At 65.4% G+C, this 16,914-nt stretch carries 15 protein-coding genes; 11 read left to right on the top strand and 4 right to left on the bottom strand.

What is annotated here, in order from left to right; all coding sequences use genetic code 11:
* The first annotated feature begins 185 nt into the window (after positions 1-185).
* The 7 genes from EV675_RS18945 (at position 186) to gltA (ending at position 6,253) form a co-directional block, all read left to right on the top strand.
* On the top strand, positions 186-995 hold the full coding sequence (locus EV675_RS18945) for a GntR family transcriptional regulator (protein WP_130358742.1): 810 nt from the start codon (positions 186-188) through the stop codon (positions 993-995).
* A gap of 215 nt (positions 996-1,210) precedes the next feature.
* A complete protein-coding gene (gene sdhC / locus EV675_RS18940) occupies positions 1,211-1,624 on the top strand; it encodes a succinate dehydrogenase, cytochrome b556 subunit (RefSeq protein ID WP_130358741.1) in 414 nt (137 codons plus the stop codon).
* Entirely contained in the window at positions 1,624-2,007 is a 384-nt protein-coding gene (sdhD, locus tag EV675_RS18935; protein WP_130358740.1) for a succinate dehydrogenase, hydrophobic membrane anchor protein, read from the top strand. The genes sdhC and sdhD overlap by 1 nt, the downstream gene beginning before the upstream one ends.
* 3 nt (positions 2,008-2,010) lie before the next feature.
* Positions 2,011-3,789 carry a succinate dehydrogenase flavoprotein subunit gene (sdhA, locus tag EV675_RS18930; RefSeq protein WP_130358739.1) on the top strand — a complete coding sequence of 593 codons (1,779 nt, stop codon included), beginning with the start codon at positions 2,011-2,013 and terminating at the stop codon, positions 3,787-3,789.
* Between the two features lie 121 nt (positions 3,790-3,910).
* Complete coding sequence (locus EV675_RS18925) at positions 3,911-4,627, top strand: succinate dehydrogenase iron-sulfur subunit (protein WP_124689358.1); 717 nt, start codon at positions 3,911-3,913, stop codon at positions 4,625-4,627.
* Positions 4,628-4,634: 7 nt separating this feature from the next.
* Positions 4,635-4,895 carry an FAD assembly factor SdhE gene (locus EV675_RS18920; protein WP_165404654.1) on the top strand — a complete coding sequence of 87 codons (261 nt, stop codon included), beginning with the start codon at positions 4,635-4,637 and terminating at the stop codon, positions 4,893-4,895.
* A gap of 47 nt (positions 4,896-4,942) precedes the next feature.
* Entirely contained in the window at positions 4,943-6,253 is a 1,311-nt protein-coding gene (gene gltA / locus EV675_RS18915; protein ID WP_130358737.1) for a citrate synthase, read from the top strand.
* A gap of 132 nt (positions 6,254-6,385) precedes the next feature.
* On the opposite strand, the gene EV675_RS18910 is transcribed toward gltA, so the two are convergent.
* Positions 6,386-6,922, bottom strand: coding sequence for a rhodanese-like domain-containing protein (locus EV675_RS18910; protein WP_130358736.1), 537 nt, complete (start codon positions 6,920-6,922; stop codon positions 6,386-6,388).
* Positions 6,919-7,221 carry an ArsR/SmtB family transcription factor gene (locus EV675_RS18905; protein WP_207222002.1) on the bottom strand — a complete coding sequence of 101 codons (303 nt, stop codon included), beginning with the start codon at positions 7,219-7,221 and terminating at the stop codon, positions 6,919-6,921. Before EV675_RS18905 ends, EV675_RS18910 begins: the two co-directional genes overlap by 4 nt.
* 374 nt (positions 7,222-7,595) lie before the next feature.
* Between EV675_RS18905 and aceA the strand changes: the two genes are divergently transcribed.
* The 4 genes from aceA (at position 7,596) to lpdA (ending at position 15,004) form a co-directional block, all read left to right on the top strand.
* Complete coding sequence (gene aceA / locus EV675_RS18900; RefSeq protein WP_087841099.1) at positions 7,596-8,915, top strand: isocitrate lyase; 1,320 nt, start codon at positions 7,596-7,598, stop codon at positions 8,913-8,915.
* A 331-nt stretch (positions 8,916-9,246) separates the two neighbouring features.
* Positions 9,247-12,114: a 2-oxoglutarate dehydrogenase E1 component gene (locus tag EV675_RS18895; protein ID WP_130358734.1), complete on the top strand. Its 2,868-nt coding sequence runs from the start codon at positions 9,247-9,249 to the stop codon at positions 12,112-12,114.
* Between the two features lie 97 nt (positions 12,115-12,211).
* Positions 12,212-13,444 (top strand): 2-oxoglutarate dehydrogenase complex dihydrolipoyllysine-residue succinyltransferase, encoded by a 1,233-nt coding sequence (odhB, locus tag EV675_RS18890; RefSeq protein ID WP_130358733.1) that lies wholly within the window; start codon positions 12,212-12,214, stop codon positions 13,442-13,444.
* Positions 13,445-13,576: 132 nt separating this feature from the next.
* Positions 13,577-15,004 carry a dihydrolipoyl dehydrogenase gene (gene lpdA / locus EV675_RS18885; RefSeq protein WP_130358732.1) on the top strand — a complete coding sequence of 476 codons (1,428 nt, stop codon included), beginning with the start codon at positions 13,577-13,579 and terminating at the stop codon, positions 15,002-15,004.
* A 149-nt stretch (positions 15,005-15,153) separates the two neighbouring features.
* Here the strand turns inward: lpdA and purB are convergent, their stop codons facing one another.
* Together purB and EV675_RS18875 are read right to left on the bottom strand one after the other, a co-directional pair.
* Positions 15,154-16,512: an adenylosuccinate lyase gene (gene purB, locus EV675_RS18880; RefSeq protein WP_130358731.1), complete on the bottom strand. Its 1,359-nt coding sequence runs from the start codon at positions 16,510-16,512 to the stop codon at positions 15,154-15,156.
* Positions 16,513-16,567: 55 nt separating this feature from the next.
* Entirely contained in the window at positions 16,568-16,912 is a 345-nt protein-coding gene (locus EV675_RS18875; RefSeq protein ID WP_124689372.1) for a carboxymuconolactone decarboxylase family protein, read from the bottom strand.
* Between the last annotated feature and the right edge of the window lie 2 nt (positions 16,913-16,914).

The raw sequence follows: 16,914 nt of genomic DNA, 5'->3' as shown, positions 1-16,914 counted from the left end.
GGGGAGGGCGGCTGGGCGCCAGGGTGCTGCGGGCGGCGCGGCAAGCGTGGGTCGGCATGATCGTGGGAGTGTAGAAAAATCGCCGTTGAGCGTCAATAAACATATCTTATGTTTTATATAAGACATAAGATTTTTTTACGGGTTTGGTTGGACATCGCGGGTTACGCTGTGACACAATCCCGGCCATGCCGTTCAAGCCCCATCCGCCCTGCCTGTCCGCTTCGACCGACGCGCCCGCGACGGCCGGTCCGGCCGTGGCTCCGGAGCCGGGGGCCCCGGGCGCGGCATTCAGTCCTTTATACAGGCAAATCAAGGGCCTGATCCTGCAAAGCCTGGATCGCGGCGAATGGAAGCCGGGCGAGGCCATCCCCAGCGAGCTGGATCTGGCCGCCCGGTTCAAGGTCAGCCAGGGCACGGTGCGCAAGGCCATCGACGAACTGGCCGCCGACAACATCCTGCTGCGCCGCCAGGGCAAGGGCACCTTCGTCGCCACCCATCACGAGGACCGCGTCCGCTTCCGCTTCCTGCGCCTGGCGCCCGACGACGGGCAGCACGCGCGTTCGCGCAGCCGCTTCCTGGAGTGCCGCCGCCTGCGCGCGCCGGCCGAGGTGGCCAAGGCGCTGGAGCTGCGCGCGGGCGACAGCGTGGTGCTGGTGCGCCGCGTGCTGTCGTTCGGCGAAATTCCCACGGTCATCGACGAGATCTGGCTGCCGGGCTCCCTGTTCAGGGGGCTGACGGCCGAACGCCTGGCCGAATACAAGGGGCCGATGTACGGCCTGTTCGAAAGCGAGTTCGGCGTGCGCATGATCCGCGCCGACGAGAAGATCCGCGCGGTCCCGGCCGGAGCGCCCGAGGCCGAGCTGCTGGATATCGAGGCGGGAACGCCTTTGCTGCAGGTGGAACGGATCTCGTTCACCTACGGCGACCGTCCGGTCGAGATGCGCCGCGGGCTGTATCTGACCTCGCGCTACCACTACCGGAACAGCCTCAATTGATGCCGTTTTGGGACACGATTTGATACGGTGGCGCTGAATGGGCGAAAATAGCAGGGTTTGCCTTACTCGGCGGCTTTCGGGCGGCTCCACGACGCCGGCTCCTGGAACCCCGACGAAAGCCTGGCCCGCCGGCCCGGCTTTCCTGGACGACTCCTGACGCCCTGTCACGCAACAATGGTTCTTTTCATGGTTCGCTTACTTTACCCGAGGTCGTGATGTCCGACTCTGCCGCAAAACCCCGCCCACAGTTCAGAAATATCAATATCACGCAGATCGCGCGCTACCGGCTACCGCTGGCCGGCAAGGTGTCGATCCTGCATCGCATTTCCGGCTTCGCGCTGTTCCTGGCGCTGCCGCTGGTGCTGCTGCCGCTGTTCGAGCGCAGCCTGATTTCTGAGATCGGCTTCGCGCAGTTCCACGATTTCGCTTCGCATCCCTTGGTCAAGATCGTCCTGCTGGGCCTGATCTGGGCGTACCTGCATCACTTCTGTGCGGGCATCCGGTTCCTGGCGCTGGATCTGCACAAGGGACTGGAAAAGCACACCGCCCAGCGCACCGCGGGCGCCGTGCTGGTCGTCAGCCTGGCGCTGACCGTCGTCTTCGGTTTGAAACTGTTCGGAGTATTCTGATGTCGGCCCCGCAAAATATCGGTCCCAAGCGCCTGGTCGTCGGCGCGCACTACGGCGTGAAGGACTGGGTCCTCCAGCGCGTCACCGCCGTCATCCTCGTCATCTACACGCTGGTGCTGGGCATCGGCGCGCTGATCACTCCGGAATTCACCTACGAAAACTGGGTGCGCCTGTTCAATTTCGAAGTGCTCAGCTTCCCCCTGGGCAAGCTGCTGGCCATGCTGGCCTTCATATCGCTTGCCTATCACGCCTGGATCGGCGTGCGTGACATCTGGATGGACTACGTCAAGCCGACGGGCATCCGCCTGGCGCTGGAAGTCCTGACCGTTCTGTGGCTGGTCGGCTCCGTCGTCTATGCCGCTCAAATTCTGTGGAGAATCTAAGTCGTGGCCGCCGTTAAATCTTCTCTTCCGCGCCGCCAGTTCGATGTGGTGGTCGTCGGCGCCGGTGGATCCGGCATGCGTTGCTCGCTCCAGCTGGCCCAGGCCGGCCTGAGCGTCGCCGTCTTCTCCAAGGTGTTCCCGACCCGTTCGCACACCGTCGCGGCGCAGGGCGGCATCGGCGCCTCGCTGGGCAACATGAGCGAGGACAACTGGTTCTGGCACATGTACGACACCGTCAAGGGGTCGGACTGGCTGGGCGACCAGGACGCCATCGAATTCATGTGCCGCGAGGCCACCAACGCGGTCTACGAGCTCGAGCACTTCGGCATGCCGTTCGACCGCAACCCCAACGGCACGATCTACCAGCGTCCGTTCGGCGGCCATACCGCCAACTTCGGCGAAAAGCCGGTGCAGCGCGCCTGTGCCGCCGCCGACCGGACCGGCCACGCGCTGCTGCACACGCTGTACCAGCGCAACGTCGCCGCCCGTACCCAGTTCTTCGTCGAATGGATGGCGCTGGACCTCATCCGCGACGCCGAAGGCGACGTGGTGGGCGTGACCGCGCTGGAAATGGAAACCGGCGAGATCTACATCTTCGAAGCCAAGACCACCGTGCTGGCCACGGGCGGCGCGGGCCGCATCTGGGCCGCCTCGACCAATGCCTTCATCAACACCGGCGACGGCCTGGGCATGGCGGCGCGCGCGGGCCTGCCGCTGGAAGACATGGAATTCTGGCAATTCCACCCCACCGGCGTGGCCGGCGCCGGCGTGCTGATCACCGAAGGCGTGCGCGGCGAGGGCGGCATCCTGCTGAACAAGGATGGCGAGCGCTTCATGGAGCGCTATGCCCCGACGCTGAAGGACCTGGCGCCGCGCGACTTCGTGTCGCGCTCGATGGACCAGGAAATCAAGGAAGGCCGCGGCGCGGGCCCCCATGGCGACTACGTGCTGCTCAAGCTCGACCACCTGGGCGCCGAGACGATCAACAAGCGTCTGCCGTCGATCCGCGAGATCGCGATCAAGTTCGCGAACGTCGATCCCATCAAGGAACCGATCCCGGTCGTGCCGACCATCCACTACCAGATGGGCGGCATCCCGACCAACTACCACGGCCAGGTGGTCGTGCCCAAGGACGGCAACCCGAACGCCGTGGTCAACGGCCTGTACGCCATCGGCGAATGCGCCTGCGTGTCGGTGCACGGCGCCAACCGCCTGGGCACGAACTCGCTGCTGGACCTGGTGGTGTTCGGCCGCGCGGCCGGCAACCACATCGTCGGCGCCGATCTCAAGCGCCGCAGCCACAAGGACCTGCCGGGCGACGCCGCGGACTTCACGCTGGGCCGCGTCGACGCGATGGAAAGCCGCAAGCAGGGCGAGCGCGTGCAGAACGTCGCCAACGACATCCGCAACTCCATGCAGCGCCACTGCGGCGTGTTCCGCACCCAGACGCTGCTGGACGAAGGCGTGGGACAGATCCTGGAACTGGCCGAGCGCGCCAAGAACGTTGCCTTCCAGGACCATTCCAAGGTCTTCAACATGGCCCGCGTGGAAGCGCTGGAGCTGGAGAACCTGATCGAGGTGGCCAAGGCGACCATCGTGTCGGCCGCCGCCCGCAACGAGAGCCGCGGCGCCCATGCGCACAGCGACTTCCCCGAGCGCGACGACCAGAACTGGCTGCGCCACTCGCTGTGGTATTCCGAAGGCAACCGCCTGGACTACAAGCCCGTGACGATGAAACCGCTGACCGTCGACAGCTTCCCGCCCAAAGCCAGAACGTTCTAACCGATATGACAACCCCTTCCCAGGGCGCCGGGGATCCGGCTCCGCCGGTCCGCCAGCGCCGCCCCCTGGGGGGCGCGCGAAGCGCGTAGGGGGGGACCCCAACTTTTTTTGGAGTGCTCGGATGAGTGCTAAACGTGTTGTGAAGTTCGAGATCTACCGCTACGACCCCGACAAGGACCAGCGTCCCTACATGCAGAAGCTCGAGGTCGAGCTGGGTCCGAACGACAAGATGCTGCTCGATGCGCTGGTGCGCATCAAGAACGACGTCGACGACAGCCTGTCCTTCCGCCGCTCGTGCCGCGAGGGCGTGTGCGGGTCCGACGCCATGAACATCAATGGCAAGAACGGCCTGTCGTGCACGACCAACCTGCTCGACCTGAAGCAGCCCATCGTGCTCAAGCCGCTGCCCGGCCTGCCGGTCATCCGCGACCTGATCGTGGACATGACCCACTTCTTCAACCAGTACCACTCGGTCAAGCCGTTCCTGATCAACGACACGCCGCCGCCCGAGAAGGAGCGGCTGCAGTCGCCCGAGGCCCGCGAAGAGCTGGACGGCCTGTATGAGTGTATTCTGTGTGCTTGCTGCTCGACGTCGTGCCCGTCGTTCTGGTGGAACCCCGACAAGTTCGTGGGCCCGGCCGGGCTGCTGCAGGCATACCGCTTCCTGGCGGACAGCCGCGACGAAGCGACCGGGGAACGTTTGGATAACCTCGAGGATCCATACCGTTTGTTCCGTTGCCACACCATCATGAACTGCGTCGATGTCTGTCCCAAGGGGCTGAACCCCACCCGGGCAATAGGCAAGATCAAGGAAATGATGGCCCGGCGGGCGATCTGACGCCGTGGTGCCGGAGTTTTCCCTGCATGACCGGACGCGCCTGCGCTGGCGCGCCCGGCGTGGACTGCTCGAGAACGACCTGATACTGACGCGTTTCCTGGACGCGTACGAATCCCGGCTTACCGACGCCGACGTGGCGGAGCTGACCCGGTTGCTCGAGCTGTCCGACAACGAGCTGATGGACTATCTGTTGGCTCGCAAGGAACCCGAGGGAGACCTTGCTACGCCAGCCATGCGGGACTTGCTGAATCGGCTGCGCTCGGTGTGAGCGGCCGGAGTCCATGTGAATTGATTTTGATGGAAGAGGAACATCCGATGAAACTGTCCGACAAGAAAGCGACCCTGACATTCTCCGATGGGAGCCAGGGTGCCGAGTTTCCGGTTTATGAAGGCACGATCGGCCCGTCGGTCGTGGATATCCGCAAGCTGTACGCGCAAACCGGGATGTTCACCCTCGATCCTGGTTTCATGTCGACGGCCGCTTGCTCGTCCAGCATCACCTACATCGACGGCGACAAGGGCGAGCTGCTGTACCGTGGCTATCCGATCGAGCAACTGGCGGTCAAGTGCGACTTCCTGGAAACCAGCTACCTGATCCTGAACGGCGAACTGCCCAACGCCAAGCAGAAGGCTGACTTCGAGCACCTGGTGACCCATCACACCATGGTCAACGAGCAGCTGCAGTTCTTCCTGCGCGGCTTCCGCCGCGACGCCCACCCGATGGCCGTGCTGACCGGCCTGGTCGGCGCGCTGTCGGCGTTCTACCACGACTCGATCGACATCACCCAGCCCAAGCACCGCGAGATCTCGGCCATCCGCCTGATCGCCAAGATGCCCACGCTGGTGGCCATGGCCTACAAGTACTCGGTCGGCCAGCCCTACGTCTATCCGAAGAACGACCTGTCCTACACCGGCAACTTCCTGCGCATGATGTTCGCCACGCCGTGCGAGGAGTACGTCGTGAACCCGGTCATCGAGCGCGCGCTCGACCGCATCTTCATCCTGCACGCCGACCACGAGCAGAACGCCTCGACCTCGACCGTGCGCCTGTGCGGTTCGTCGGGCACAAACCCGTTCGCGGCCATCGCGGCGGGCGTGGCTTGCCTGTGGGGCCCGGCCCACGGCGGCGCCAACGAAGCGGCGCTGCAGATGCTGGAAGACCTGCTGGCCGCCGGCGGCGTCGACAAGCTGGGCGAGTTCGTCGCCAAGGTCAAGGACAAGGATTCGGGCGTGCGCCTGATGGGCTTCGGCCACCGCGTCTACAAGAACTACGACCCCCGCGCCAAGCTGATGCAGGAAACCTGCCGCGAAGTGCTGGAAGCCATGGGCCTGCAGGACGACCCGCTGTTCAAGCTGGCCATGGCCCTGGAAAAGATCGCCCTGGAAGACGACTACTTCGTCCAGCGCAAGCTGTACCCGAACGTCGATTTCTATTCGGGTATCGTCCAGCGCGCCATCGGCATCCCGACCCAGCTGTTCACGGCCATCTTCGCGCTGGCCCGCACCGTGGGCTGGATCGCGCAGTGGGACGAAATGATCTCCGATCCCGACTACAAGATCGGCCGTCCCCGCCAGCTGTTCACCGGTTCGCCCGCGCGCGACGTGCCGGACCTGGGCAAGCGCTGATCCCTTGGCCGGCGGCTTGCCGCCGGCGAGCGAGGTCCTTCCCCGAAACCCGCCTGCTTGCAGGCGGGTTTTTTTCATCGCCGGGCCGTCCCAAGAAGAAAAAGTGCCCCCTTGAGGGGGCATCGCCGCGGGTCAGAGGCTTCGGGCGGCCAGGCCGCGCCGGTTCCACGGCAGCCTGGCCAGCACACGGGCCAGGCCGCAGAAGCCGGACAGCCCGGCGAATACCAGCCCGCCACCGACCAGCCCGGACAACAGGTGGAACCAGGGGCTGATCGTCACGCCCAGGACCACGCCCAGCACGACCAGCGTGCCGGCAACGATCTGGACCTGCCGCTGGAGCTCCAGCGGCTGGGAGCGATCCCGCACCACGGGCAGGCCGGCGCGTTTCCAGGCATCGAGTCCGCCTTCCAGGATGCAGGCGTCGCCAGGGGCTTGGGCGGCCAGCGCCTGCGCATGCATGCGCGTGCGGTTGCCGGATCGGCAGTGAAAGACGATGGACGTGCCGGGGGCCGCCAGCGGCCCGGCGTCGGCCAGCCGGGCAAGCGGTATGTGGCGCGCGCCCGGGATGCGTTCCCGCGCGTGTTCGTCGGCATCGCGGATGTCGACCAGCAGGGCGCCCTGGTCGAGCAGGGCGGAGGCGGCGTGGGGGGGAAGCAGGCGGGGCATCATGATGTGCTGTCCTTGGAAGGGGGGCAGAAGATCGCCTTGAGCGTGGCGATCAGCCGCGCCACGTCGGGGTTGGCGATGCGGTAGTGCAGGGTCTGGGACGTCCTGCGGAACGAGACCAGGCCTTCGTCGCGCATCCTGGCCAGGTGCTGGGACAGCGCGGACTGGCTGAGCGGCACCTGGGCCAGCAGTTCGCCCACGGTGAGCTCGCCGTGTTCGATCAGCAGGCACAGCACCAGCAGCCGGGATTCGTTGCCTACCGAGCGCAGCAGCGCCGCGGCCTGGGCGGCTCCTTCTTGCATGAAGCGTTTGTCTTCCGGGGATGAGGGCATGGTGTTGATTGATTAGTAAAATCTAATTTAGAAAATTCTAAACAAATGGGCGGAAATTGTCCATCAAGATGGCCAATTCTCGTATCTTGGTTCGATCCCGCACATCGCAAAATCGCACGAAGAAAATCGTTGCTTCGCAAAAAAACCGGCTTTCATAGGCCGGTTTTTTGTTTCTCATCATGGAATTTAAATTTTAAGTTATTGATTTTATTAAATAAAAAATAATTCTTATACAAGAGAAGAAAGATTGATTGCGTTGCAGCATATCTATAGATTGTTTCTTACCCGGCACCGCGGCCGCCAGGATTTCCAACCGTCGTTCCCTACCCTTGAAGGAGACATTCATGTCACAACGCAACGCCGAAATCGAGAAGCTGGAGCAGGAGTGGCGCGAGAACCCGCGCTGGAAGGGCCTGCGCCGGGGCTACGACGCCGAACGCGTCGTGGCGCTGCGGGGCTCGGTGCAGCCCGAGCACACCCTGGCCCGCCGTGGCGCCGAGAAGCTCTGGAAGATGTTGAACGAGGAACCCTTCGTCAATTCGCTGGGCGCGATGACGGGCAACCAGGCCATGCAGCAGGTCAAGGCCGGGCTGCGCGCCATCTACCTGTCCGGCTGGCAGGTCGCGGGCGACGCCAATCTGGCGGGCGAGATGTATCCCGACCAGTCCCTGTATCCGGCCAACTCCGTCCCGTCGGTCGTGCGCCGCATCAACAACGCCTTGCAGCGCTGCGACCAGGTCCAGTGGATGGAGGGCGGCCGGCCGGGCACCCCGGATTACATCGATTATTTCGCACCCATCGTGGCCGATGCCGAGGCCGGCTTCGGGGGTGTCCTGAACGCCTTCGAGCTGATGAAGGCCATGATCGACGCGGGCGCCTCCGGCGTGCATTTCGAGGACCAGCTGGCTTCGGTCAAGAAGTGCGGCCACATGGGCGGCAAGGTCCTGGTGCCCACGCGCGAAGCCGTCTCCAAGCTGATCGCCGCGCGCCTGGCCGCCGACACGCTGGGCGTGCCGACGCTGCTGCTGGCCCGCACGGACGCCGATGCGGCCGACCTGATCACCAGCGACGTCGATGAGAACGACCGGCCGTTCATTACCGGCGAGCGCACGGTCGAAGGCTTCTTCCGCACGCGGGCGGGCATCGACCAGGCCATCTCCCGCGGATTGGCCTATGCGGCGTATGCCGACCTGATCTGGTGCGAGACCTCGACCCCCAACCTGGACTACGCGCGCCGCTTCGCCGAGGCCATTCACAGCCGGTATCCGGGCAAGCTGCTGGCCTACAACTGCTCGCCGTCGTTCAACTGGAAGAAGAACCTGGACGACGCCACGATCGCCAGGTTCCAGCGCGAACTGGGCGCCATGGGCTACAAGTTCCAGTTCATCACGCTGGCCGGTTTCCATGCGCTGAACTACGGCATGTTCGACCTGGCCTACGGTTATGCCCGCGAGCAGATGACGGCGTTCGTTGCCCTGCAGCAGAAGGAGTTCGCGGCAGCCGAGCGCGGCTTCACTGCGGTCAAGCACCAGCGCGAGGTCGGCACCGGCTATTTCGACGCGGTGACGCAGGCGGTGGAGGGCGGGCGGTCGTCCACCACCGCGCTGCACGGCTCGACCGAGGCCGAGCAATTCGAGGAGCATGCCGAGCAGAAAGTGGCGTGAGCGTGAAGAGTGCGTGATGGCGCTCCCGGTGTGGTGCATGCACCGCATCGGGAGCGGACAGGCGCTGCGTTGCAGCACCGGAACTTAAGGACATGCGCGGGGTCATCCAGTACAGTGGCTGTCGTTCAAACCGCCACACTCGCCTGGCTTTTCCGAGCGAGGGAAGTCCCTAAGTGCTATGCTTTACAGGTTTATTGATTTAATTCCTTCCAACCGAAAGGTTCCATCAACCGCCTTCTGCACTAGCTATCCGCTAATCGGCCAAGCCGTGTCGCGGAAGGTCCGTCCTGCATCGAACGGGTGAAACACCCGGCAAGGTGAAGCGCAAATCATGTCCAGCATCCAAGAATCCAGCACCTCGTATCTGTTCGGGGGTAATGCGCCGTACGTGGAAGAACTCTACGAGGCCTACCTCGACAATCCGGGTTCCGTTCCCGACAACTGGCGCAATTACTTCGACCAGTTGCAGCACACGCCGGCGGTTGACGGCCAGGAATCCACCCGCGACCAGGCCCATGCGCCGGTCATCGAATCCTTTGCCCAGCGCGCGCGCGCCAATGCCTTCCTGCCGCGTACCGCCGAAAGCGACCTGTCTGTCGCGGGCAAGCAAGTCCACGTCCAGTCCATCATCGCCGCCTACCGCTACCTCGGCGCGCGCTGGGCCGACCTCGACCCGCTGCAGCGCCAGGAGCGCCCGGCCATCCCCGAGCTGGAGCCCAGCTTCTACGGCCTGACCGAAGCGGACATGGACAAGGTCTACTCCGCCACCAACACCTACTTCACGACCGCCGAGCACATGACGCTGCGCGAGATCGTGAAGGCGCTGCGCGACACGTACTGCCGCAGCATCGGCGTCGAGTTCATGCACGTGTCCGACCCGGTCATCAAGCGCTGGATCCAGCAGCGCCTGGAAAGCACCCAGGCCACGCCCAGCCTGTCGGCCGAGCAGAAGAAGCACGTGCTGGACCGCCTGACCGCGGCCGAAGGCCTGGAACGCTACCTGCACACCAAGTACGTCGGCCAGAAGCGCTTCTCGCTGGAAGGCGGCGAAAGCTTCATCGCCGCCATCGACGAGTTGATCCAGCATGCCGGCGAAGTCGGCATCCAGGAAGTCGTCCTGGGCATGGCCCACCGCGGCCGCCTGAACGTGCTGGTGAACACGCTGGGCAAGATGCCCAAGGACCTGTTCGCCGAATTCGAAGGCAAGTACGACGACGGCGGCCTGGCCGCCGGCGACGTGAAATACCACAAGGGCTTCTCGAGCGATATCTCGACCCGTGGCGGTCCCGTCCACGTGTCGCTGGCGTTCAACCCCTCGCACCTGGAAATCGTCAACCCCGTGGTCGAAGGCAGCGCCCGTGCGCGCCAGGAACGCCGCGGCATGGAAGGCGGCAAGCAGGTGCTGCCGGTGCTGGTCCACGGCGACGCCGCCTTCATCGGCCAGGGCGTCGTGATGGAAACCCTGAACCTGGCGCAGACCCGCGGCTACGGCACGGGCGGCACGGTCCATCTGGTCATCAACAACCAGATCGGCTTCACCACCTCCGATCCGCGCGACACCCGTTCCACGCTGTATTGCACCGACGTGGTCAAGATGATCGAGGCGCCGGTGCTGCACGTGAACGGCGACGATCCCGAAGCCGTCGTGTTCGCCACCCGCCTGGCCCTGGACTTCCGCGTCGAGTTCCAGAAGGACATCGTGGTCGACATCGTCTGCTTCCGCAAGCTGGGCCACAACGAGCAGGACACCCCCGCGCTGACCCAGCCGCTGATGTACAAGCGCATCGGCCAGCACCCCGGCACGCGCAAGCTGTACGCCGACAAGCTGGCGGTGCAGGGCGTGATCGGCGAGGGCGAGGGCGACGAATACGTCAAGCGCTTCCGTTCGGCGATGGACGAAGGCCGCCATACGGTCGACCCCGTCCTGACCGACTACAAGAACAAGTACGCCGTCGACTGGTCGCCCTTCCTGGGCCGCAAGTGGACGGATGCCGCCGACACCTCGATGCCGCAGGCCGAGTTGAAGCGCCTGGGCGAGCGCATCACCACGGTGCCGGAAGGCTTCAAGGTCCACCCCATCGTCGAGAAGGTCCTGGCCGATCGCCGCGCCATGGCGCGCGGTGAAATGAACCTGGACTGGGGCATGGGCGAGCACCTGGCCTTCGCCAGCCTGGTGGCCGCGGGCTACCCGGTGCGCCTGACCGGCCAGGATTCGGGCCGCGGCACCTTCACCCACCGCCACGCCGTGCTGCACGACCAGAAGCGCGAGCGCTGGGATTCGGGCGTGTACGTGCCGCTGCAGAACGTGTCCGAGGCGCAGGCGCCGTTCCGCGTCATCGACTCGCTGCTGTCCGAGGAAGCCGTCATGGGCTTCGAATACGGCTACTCGACCGCCGAACCCAATTCGATGGTGATCTGGGAAGGCCAGTTCGGCGACTTCGCCAACGGCGCCCAGGTCGTGATCGACCAGTTCATCAGCTCGGGCGAAGCCAAGTGGGGCCGCCAGTCGGGCCTGGTGCTGATGCTGCCGCACGGCTACGAAGGGCAGGGCCCGGAACATTCGTCGGGCCGCATCGAGCGCTTCCTGCAACTGTGCGCCGACACCAACATGCAAGTGGTGCAGCCGACCACGGCCGCGCAGATCTTCCATCTGCTGCGCCGCCAGATGATCCGCCAGTTCCGCAAGCCGCTGGTCATCTTCACGCCCAAGTCGCTGCTGCGCAACAAGGACGCCACCTCGCCGCTGTCCGACCTGAGCAAGGGTTCGTTCCAGACGCTGATCGGCGAAGTCGACGAAACCATCGACGCCTCCAAGGTCAAGCGCCTGCTGGTGTGCTCGGGCAAGGTCTACTACGACCTGGTCAATGCCCGCAAGGAGCGCGGCGCCAACGACGTGGCCATCGCCCGCGCCGAACAGCTGTATCCCTTCCCGCACAAGAGCCTGGCCGCCGAGCTCAAGAAGTACCCGAACGCCACCGAGGTGGTCTGGGTGCAGGACGAGCCGCAGAACCAGGGCCCGTGGTTCTACGTGCAGCATCACCTGTACGAGAACATGAACGAGGGCCAGAAGCTCGCGTACGCCGGCCGTCCGGCCTCGGCGTCGCCGGCCGTCGGCTACTACTCCAAGCACATGGAACAGCTGAAGTCGCTGCTCGACCAGTCCTTCGGCCGTCTCAAGGGCATCGTGCTGACCAAGTGATCCTTACGTCCGGGACCGCCGCTTGCAGGCGGTCCCGGCTTCCGGCCGCCTGGCGCCGGAACCAGAAAGAACTCCCCATACTTGCGGAATAACTGACATGGCCATAGTCGACGTAAAAGTCCCCCAATTTTCTGAATCGGTGTCGGAAGGCACCCTGCTGACCTGGAAGAAGAAGCCGGGCGAAGCCATCTCGCGCGATGAGATCGTGATCGAGATCGAGACCGACAAGGTCGTGCTGGAAGTGCCGGCGCCCGCCGACGGCGTGCTGGCCGAGATCGTCAAGGCCGACGGCAGCACCGTCGCCTCGGAAGAAGTGATCGCCAAGATCGACACGGAAGGCAAGGCCGGCGCCGCTGCCGCGCCCGCCGCCGCGGCTCCCGCCCCGGCCGCCGCCGCGCCGGCTCCTGCCGCTGCGCCCGCCGCCGCTGCGTCCGCCGCGCCCGCGACCTCGATCCCGTCGCCCGCCGCCGCCAAGCTGCTGGCCGAGCAGGGCATCGCGCCCGAGTCCGTGCAGGGCACGGGCCGTGGCGGCCGCATCACCAAGGGCGACGCCCTGGGCGCCGCCGCCGCGCCGGCCGCCAAGCCCGCCGCCGCGCCCGTCGTCAACGAAGCCGCGACCCTGGTCAACGGCCGCCCCGAGCAGCGCGTGCCGATGAGCCGCCTGCGCGCCCGCGTGGCCGAGCGCCTGCTGCAGTCGCAATCGGAAAACGCCATCCTGACCACGTTCAACGAGGTCAACATGCAGGCCGTGATGGACCTGCGCGCCAAGTACAAGGACAAGTTCGAGAAGGAACACGGCGTCAAGCTGGGCTTCATGTCCTTCTTCGTGAAGGCCGCCGTGGCCGCGCTCAAGCGCTATCCCATCATCAACGCCTCGGTCGACGGCAAGGACATCGTCTACCACGGCTACTTCGACATCGGCATCGCCGTCGGCAGCCCGCGCGGCCTGGTGGTGCCCATCCTGCGCAACGCCGACCAGCTCAGCCTGGCCGACATCGAGAAGAAGATCGCCGAATTCGGCCAGAAGGCCAAGGAAGGCAAGCTCAGCCTGGACGACCTGACCGGCGGCACGTTCTCGATCTCGAACGGCGGCACCTTCGGCTCGATGCTGTCGACCCCCATCATCAACCCGCCGCAATCGGCCATCCTGGGCGTGCATGCCACCAAGGACCGCGCCGTGGTGGAAAACGGCCAGATCGTCATCCGCCCGATGAACTACCTGGCGATGTCCTACGACCACCGCATCATCGACGGCCGCGAAGCCGTCCTGGGCCTGGTCGCCATGAAGGAAGCTCTGGAAGATCCGCAGCGCCTGCTGCTAGATATCTGATCCCCCCTACGCGCTGACGCGCCCCCCCAGGGGGCGATGCGGGTGGACCGGCGGAGCCGGATCCACCGCATCCTGGGTCAATACCCGCGTTGGCACTTGGGGTAGTTGGGTCCTTCTAACTGGAAGAATGAAATGAGTAAGCAATTCGACGTCGTCGTCATCGGTGCCGGTCCTGGCGGGTACATCGCCGCGATCCGCGCCGCACAACTGGGCATGTCGGTCGCCTGCATCGACGCCTGGAGCAATGCCAAGGGCGGTCCCGCCCCCGGCGGCACCTGCACCAACGTGGGCTGCATTCCCTCGAAGGCGCTGCTGCAATCGTCCGAGTACTACGAGCATGCCGGCCACCACTTTGCCGACCACGGCATCGAGGTCAAGGGCCTGGGCCTGGACCTGGGCAAGCTGATCAGCCGCAAGGACACCGTCGTCAAGCAGAACAACGACGGCATCCTGTTCCTGTTCAAGAAGAACAAGGTCACCTTCTTCCATGGCACGGGCGCGTTCTCGGGCCAGGTCGACGGCGGCTGGTCGATCAAGGTTTCCGGCCCGGCCGAGGAAGAGCTCGTCGCCAAGCACGTGATCGTGGCGACCGGTTCCAGCCCGCGCGCGCTGCCGGACCTGCCGTTCGATGAAAAGCAGGTGCTGTCCAACGACGGCGCGCTGGCCATCGGCGGCGTGCCCAAGCGCCTGGGCGTGATCGGCGCCGGCGTGATCGGCCTGGAACTGGGCAGCGTGTGGCGCCGCCTGGGTTCGGACGTGACCATCCTGGAAGCCATGCCCAACTTCCTGCCCGCCGCCGACGAGCAGATCGCCAAGGAAGCGCTGAAGGTCCTGACCAAGCAGGGCCTGAAGATCAACCTGGGCGTGAAGATCTCCGAGGTCAAGGCCGCGGCCAAGTCCGTCACGGTCAAGTACACCGACGCCGCCGGCGCCGAGCAGTCGCTGGTCGTCGACAAGCTGATCGTGTCCATCGGCCGGGTGCCCAATACCCAGGGCCTGAACGCCGAAGGCGTGGGCCTGAAGCTGGACGAGCGCGGCTTCGTGACGGTCGACGAAGACTGCCGTACCGGCCTGCCCAACGTCTGGGCCATCGGCGACGTGGTGCGCGGCCCCATGCTGGCGCACAAGGCGGAAGAAGAGGGCGTTGCCGTGGCCGAGCGTATCGCCGGCCAGCACGGCCACGTCAACTTCAACACCATCCCGTCGGTCATCTACACCTCGCCCGAGATCTCCTGGGTGGGCCAGACCGAGCAGGCGCTCAAGACCGAAGGCCGCGCCTACAAGACCGGCACCTTCCCGTTCCTGGCCAACGGCCGTGCCCGCGCGCTGGGCGACACGACCGGCATGGTCAAGGTCATCGCCGACGCCAAGACGGACGAGATCCTGGGCGTGCACATCATCGGCCCGCAGGCCTCCGAACTGATCTCGGAATGCGTGGTGGCCATGGAGTTCCGCGCGGCGTCGGAAGACATCGCCCGCATCTGCCATGCGCATCCGTCGCTGTCCGAAGCCGTCAAGGAAGCCGCTTTGGCGGTAGACAAGCGTTCTTTGAATTTTTAACCCCCCTACGCGCTTACGCGCGCCCCCAGGGGCGGCACTGGCGGACCGGCGAAGCCGGATCCGCTGTGCCCTGGGGGTGGGGCGAGTGGCATTACAAGGGCGGTCTTGCATTCATTGCGAGGCCGCTTTTCTTTTGCCCGGGGGGACGGTCAGGTCGCGACGCCGCGATGGGAGGCAACGACGCGATCCACGAAGGTGCCGGCAGCACCGGTGTAGGCCTGGGGGTCCAGCATGCGGTCGATGTCCTCGGGCTTGAGGTGGCGGGCAATGGTCGGGTTGGCCAGCAGGCCGTCCTTGAACGTGCCGCCTTGCTCGAACACGTCCATGCAGATCTCGTAGACCAGCTCGTGGGCTTCCTGCCGGCCCAGATGGTCGCCCAGCTTCATCATGACGGCCTCGGACAGCAACAGGCCCTTCTGCACGGACAGGTTGCGTTCCATGTTGTTGCCCCGGACGGTCAGGCCGGCCGTGACGTAGGCCAGCTTGGCGAAGGCCGCATCGGCCATGCAGCACAGGCGGGCGACGAATTCGCGTTCGGTCTGCAGCACGATCTTGTCGCGCTCGTGCTCGGCCATCATGCCTTCCAGCCCCAGCGCCACGGTGCTGCGGACGACGCGCGAGATCGCCACGATGCCTTCGCAGGCGGGCGGGTTGCGCTTGTGGGGCATGGTGCTGCTGCCCACTTTCCCCATGGTGAAGGGCTCTTCGAGTTCGGCCGTCTCGGTTTTCTGCAGGCTGTAGATCTCGTGCGCGATCTTGCCCGCGGTGCTGGTGCAGATCGCCAGCACGCAGGCCAGTTCGGCCATGCCGTCGCGGGCCACGTGCCAGCAGATCTCGGGGCAGGCCAGGCCCAGTTCCCTGAACAGCGCTTCCTGGACCGCGATGCCCTGTTCGCCCAGGGCGGCCAGCGTCCCCACCGCGCCGGAGAACTGGCCGACCAGCACCCGTTCCTTCATCTGCCGCAGGCGTTCCAGGTTGCGGCCGATCTCGGCCGCCCACACCGCGGCCTTGAAACCGAAGGTGATGGGCAGGGCCTGCTGGCCGTGGCTGCGTCCCGCCATGGTCTGGTCGCGATGCCGTTCGGCCAGCGCGATGACATGGGCCTGCGCGCGGCGGTAGTTGTTCTCGATCTGCTCCAGCGCTTCCTTGACCTGCAGGATGGTGCCGGTGTCGACGATGTCCTGCGTCGTCGCGCCCCAGTGGATGAATTCCCCGGTGTCGCCGTCGCACACTTTCTTCATGGCCCGCAGCAACGGAACGATGGGGTGGCTGGTGCGATCCATTTCCTGCTTGAGCTCCGCCAGATCGATGAGTTCCACCCGGGCCTTGGCCTGGATCTCGTCGGCGGCTTGCTGGGGAATGATGCCCAGGCGGGCTTGCACGCGGGCAAGGGCGGCTTCCACGTCCAGCCATTTCTGGACGGTCTGTTCGTCGCTGAAAATGCTCCGGGTGGCGGCGGTGCTGAACTGGTCTCGGAACAGCGCGCTGTCGATGACGTAGGCGCTCATGGGGCGGGTCTCCTGTCTGGGGGCGTCGATGGACGATGCGTGGCGATGGCGGCTTTCACGCGGAGGCGTTCTGCTGGAAGGCTTCCATGGCATGCAGCGAATAGACGTAGGCCGCGCCGGCGTTCAGCGCGATGGCCGTTCCCAGCGCATCGCTTACTTCGGCCTCGGTGGCGCCGGCCTTGACCGCCGCCGCGGCATGCGAGGAAATGCAGCCGTCGCAGCGCGTGGTGACGGCCACGGCCAGGGCGATCAGTTCGCGCGTCTTGGCATCCAGCGCGCCGTTGGTGCCCAGGGCCGCGTTCAGGCCCCGGTAGGCGTCCAGCACCTTGGGGTTGGTGTTGCCCAGCTTGCCGGACGATTGGCGCAGCGTGCCCAGCAGTTCCTTCCAGTTCTCGAACATGT

Source organism: Pigmentiphaga kullae (assembly GCF_004216695.1).
GTDB lineage: Bacteria > Pseudomonadota > Gammaproteobacteria > Burkholderiales > Burkholderiaceae_B > Pigmentiphaga > Pigmentiphaga kullae.
Note: the sequence above shows the minus strand (reverse complement) of the source record. Positions and strands in the feature narration are given on the sequence as shown.

Bases quoted from the DNA above. Each gene is read 5' to 3' on its own strand.
- EV675_RS18945 (WP_130358742.1), top strand. From the start codon at position 186: ATGCCGTTCAAGCCCCATCCGCCCTGCCTGTCCGCTTCGACCGACGCG.
- sdhC (WP_130358741.1), top strand. From the start codon at position 1,211: ATGTCCGACTCTGCCGCAAAACCCCGCCCACAGTTCAGAAATATCAAT.
- sdhD (WP_130358740.1), top strand. From the start codon at position 1,624: ATGTCGGCCCCGCAAAATATCGGTCCCAAGCGCCTGGTCGTCGGCGCG.
- EV675_RS18925 (WP_124689358.1), top strand. From the start codon at position 3,911: ATGAGTGCTAAACGTGTTGTGAAGTTCGAGATCTACCGCTACGACCCC.
- gltA (WP_130358737.1), top strand. From the start codon at position 4,943: ATGAAACTGTCCGACAAGAAAGCGACCCTGACATTCTCCGATGGGAGC.
- EV675_RS18910 (WP_130358736.1), bottom strand. From the start codon at position 6,922: ATGATGCCCCGCCTGCTTCCCCCCCACGCCGCCTCCGCCCTGCTCGAC.
- EV675_RS18905 (WP_207222002.1), bottom strand. From the start codon at position 7,221: ATGCAAGAAGGAGCCGCCCAGGCCGCGGCGCTGCTGCGCTCGGTAGGC.
- aceA (WP_087841099.1), top strand. From the start codon at position 7,596: ATGTCACAACGCAACGCCGAAATCGAGAAGCTGGAGCAGGAGTGGCGC.
- EV675_RS18895 (WP_130358734.1), top strand. From the start codon at position 9,247: ATGTCCAGCATCCAAGAATCCAGCACCTCGTATCTGTTCGGGGGTAAT.
- odhB (WP_130358733.1), top strand. From the start codon at position 12,212: ATGGCCATAGTCGACGTAAAAGTCCCCCAATTTTCTGAATCGGTGTCG.
- lpdA (WP_130358732.1), top strand. From the start codon at position 13,577: ATGAGTAAGCAATTCGACGTCGTCGTCATCGGTGCCGGTCCTGGCGGG.
- purB (WP_130358731.1), bottom strand. From the start codon at position 16,512: ATGAGCGCCTACGTCATCGACAGCGCGCTGTTCCGAGACCAGTTCAGC.
- EV675_RS18875 (WP_124689372.1), bottom strand. From the start codon at position 16,912: ATGTTCGAGAACTGGAAGGAACTGCTGGGCACGCTGCGCCAATCGTCC.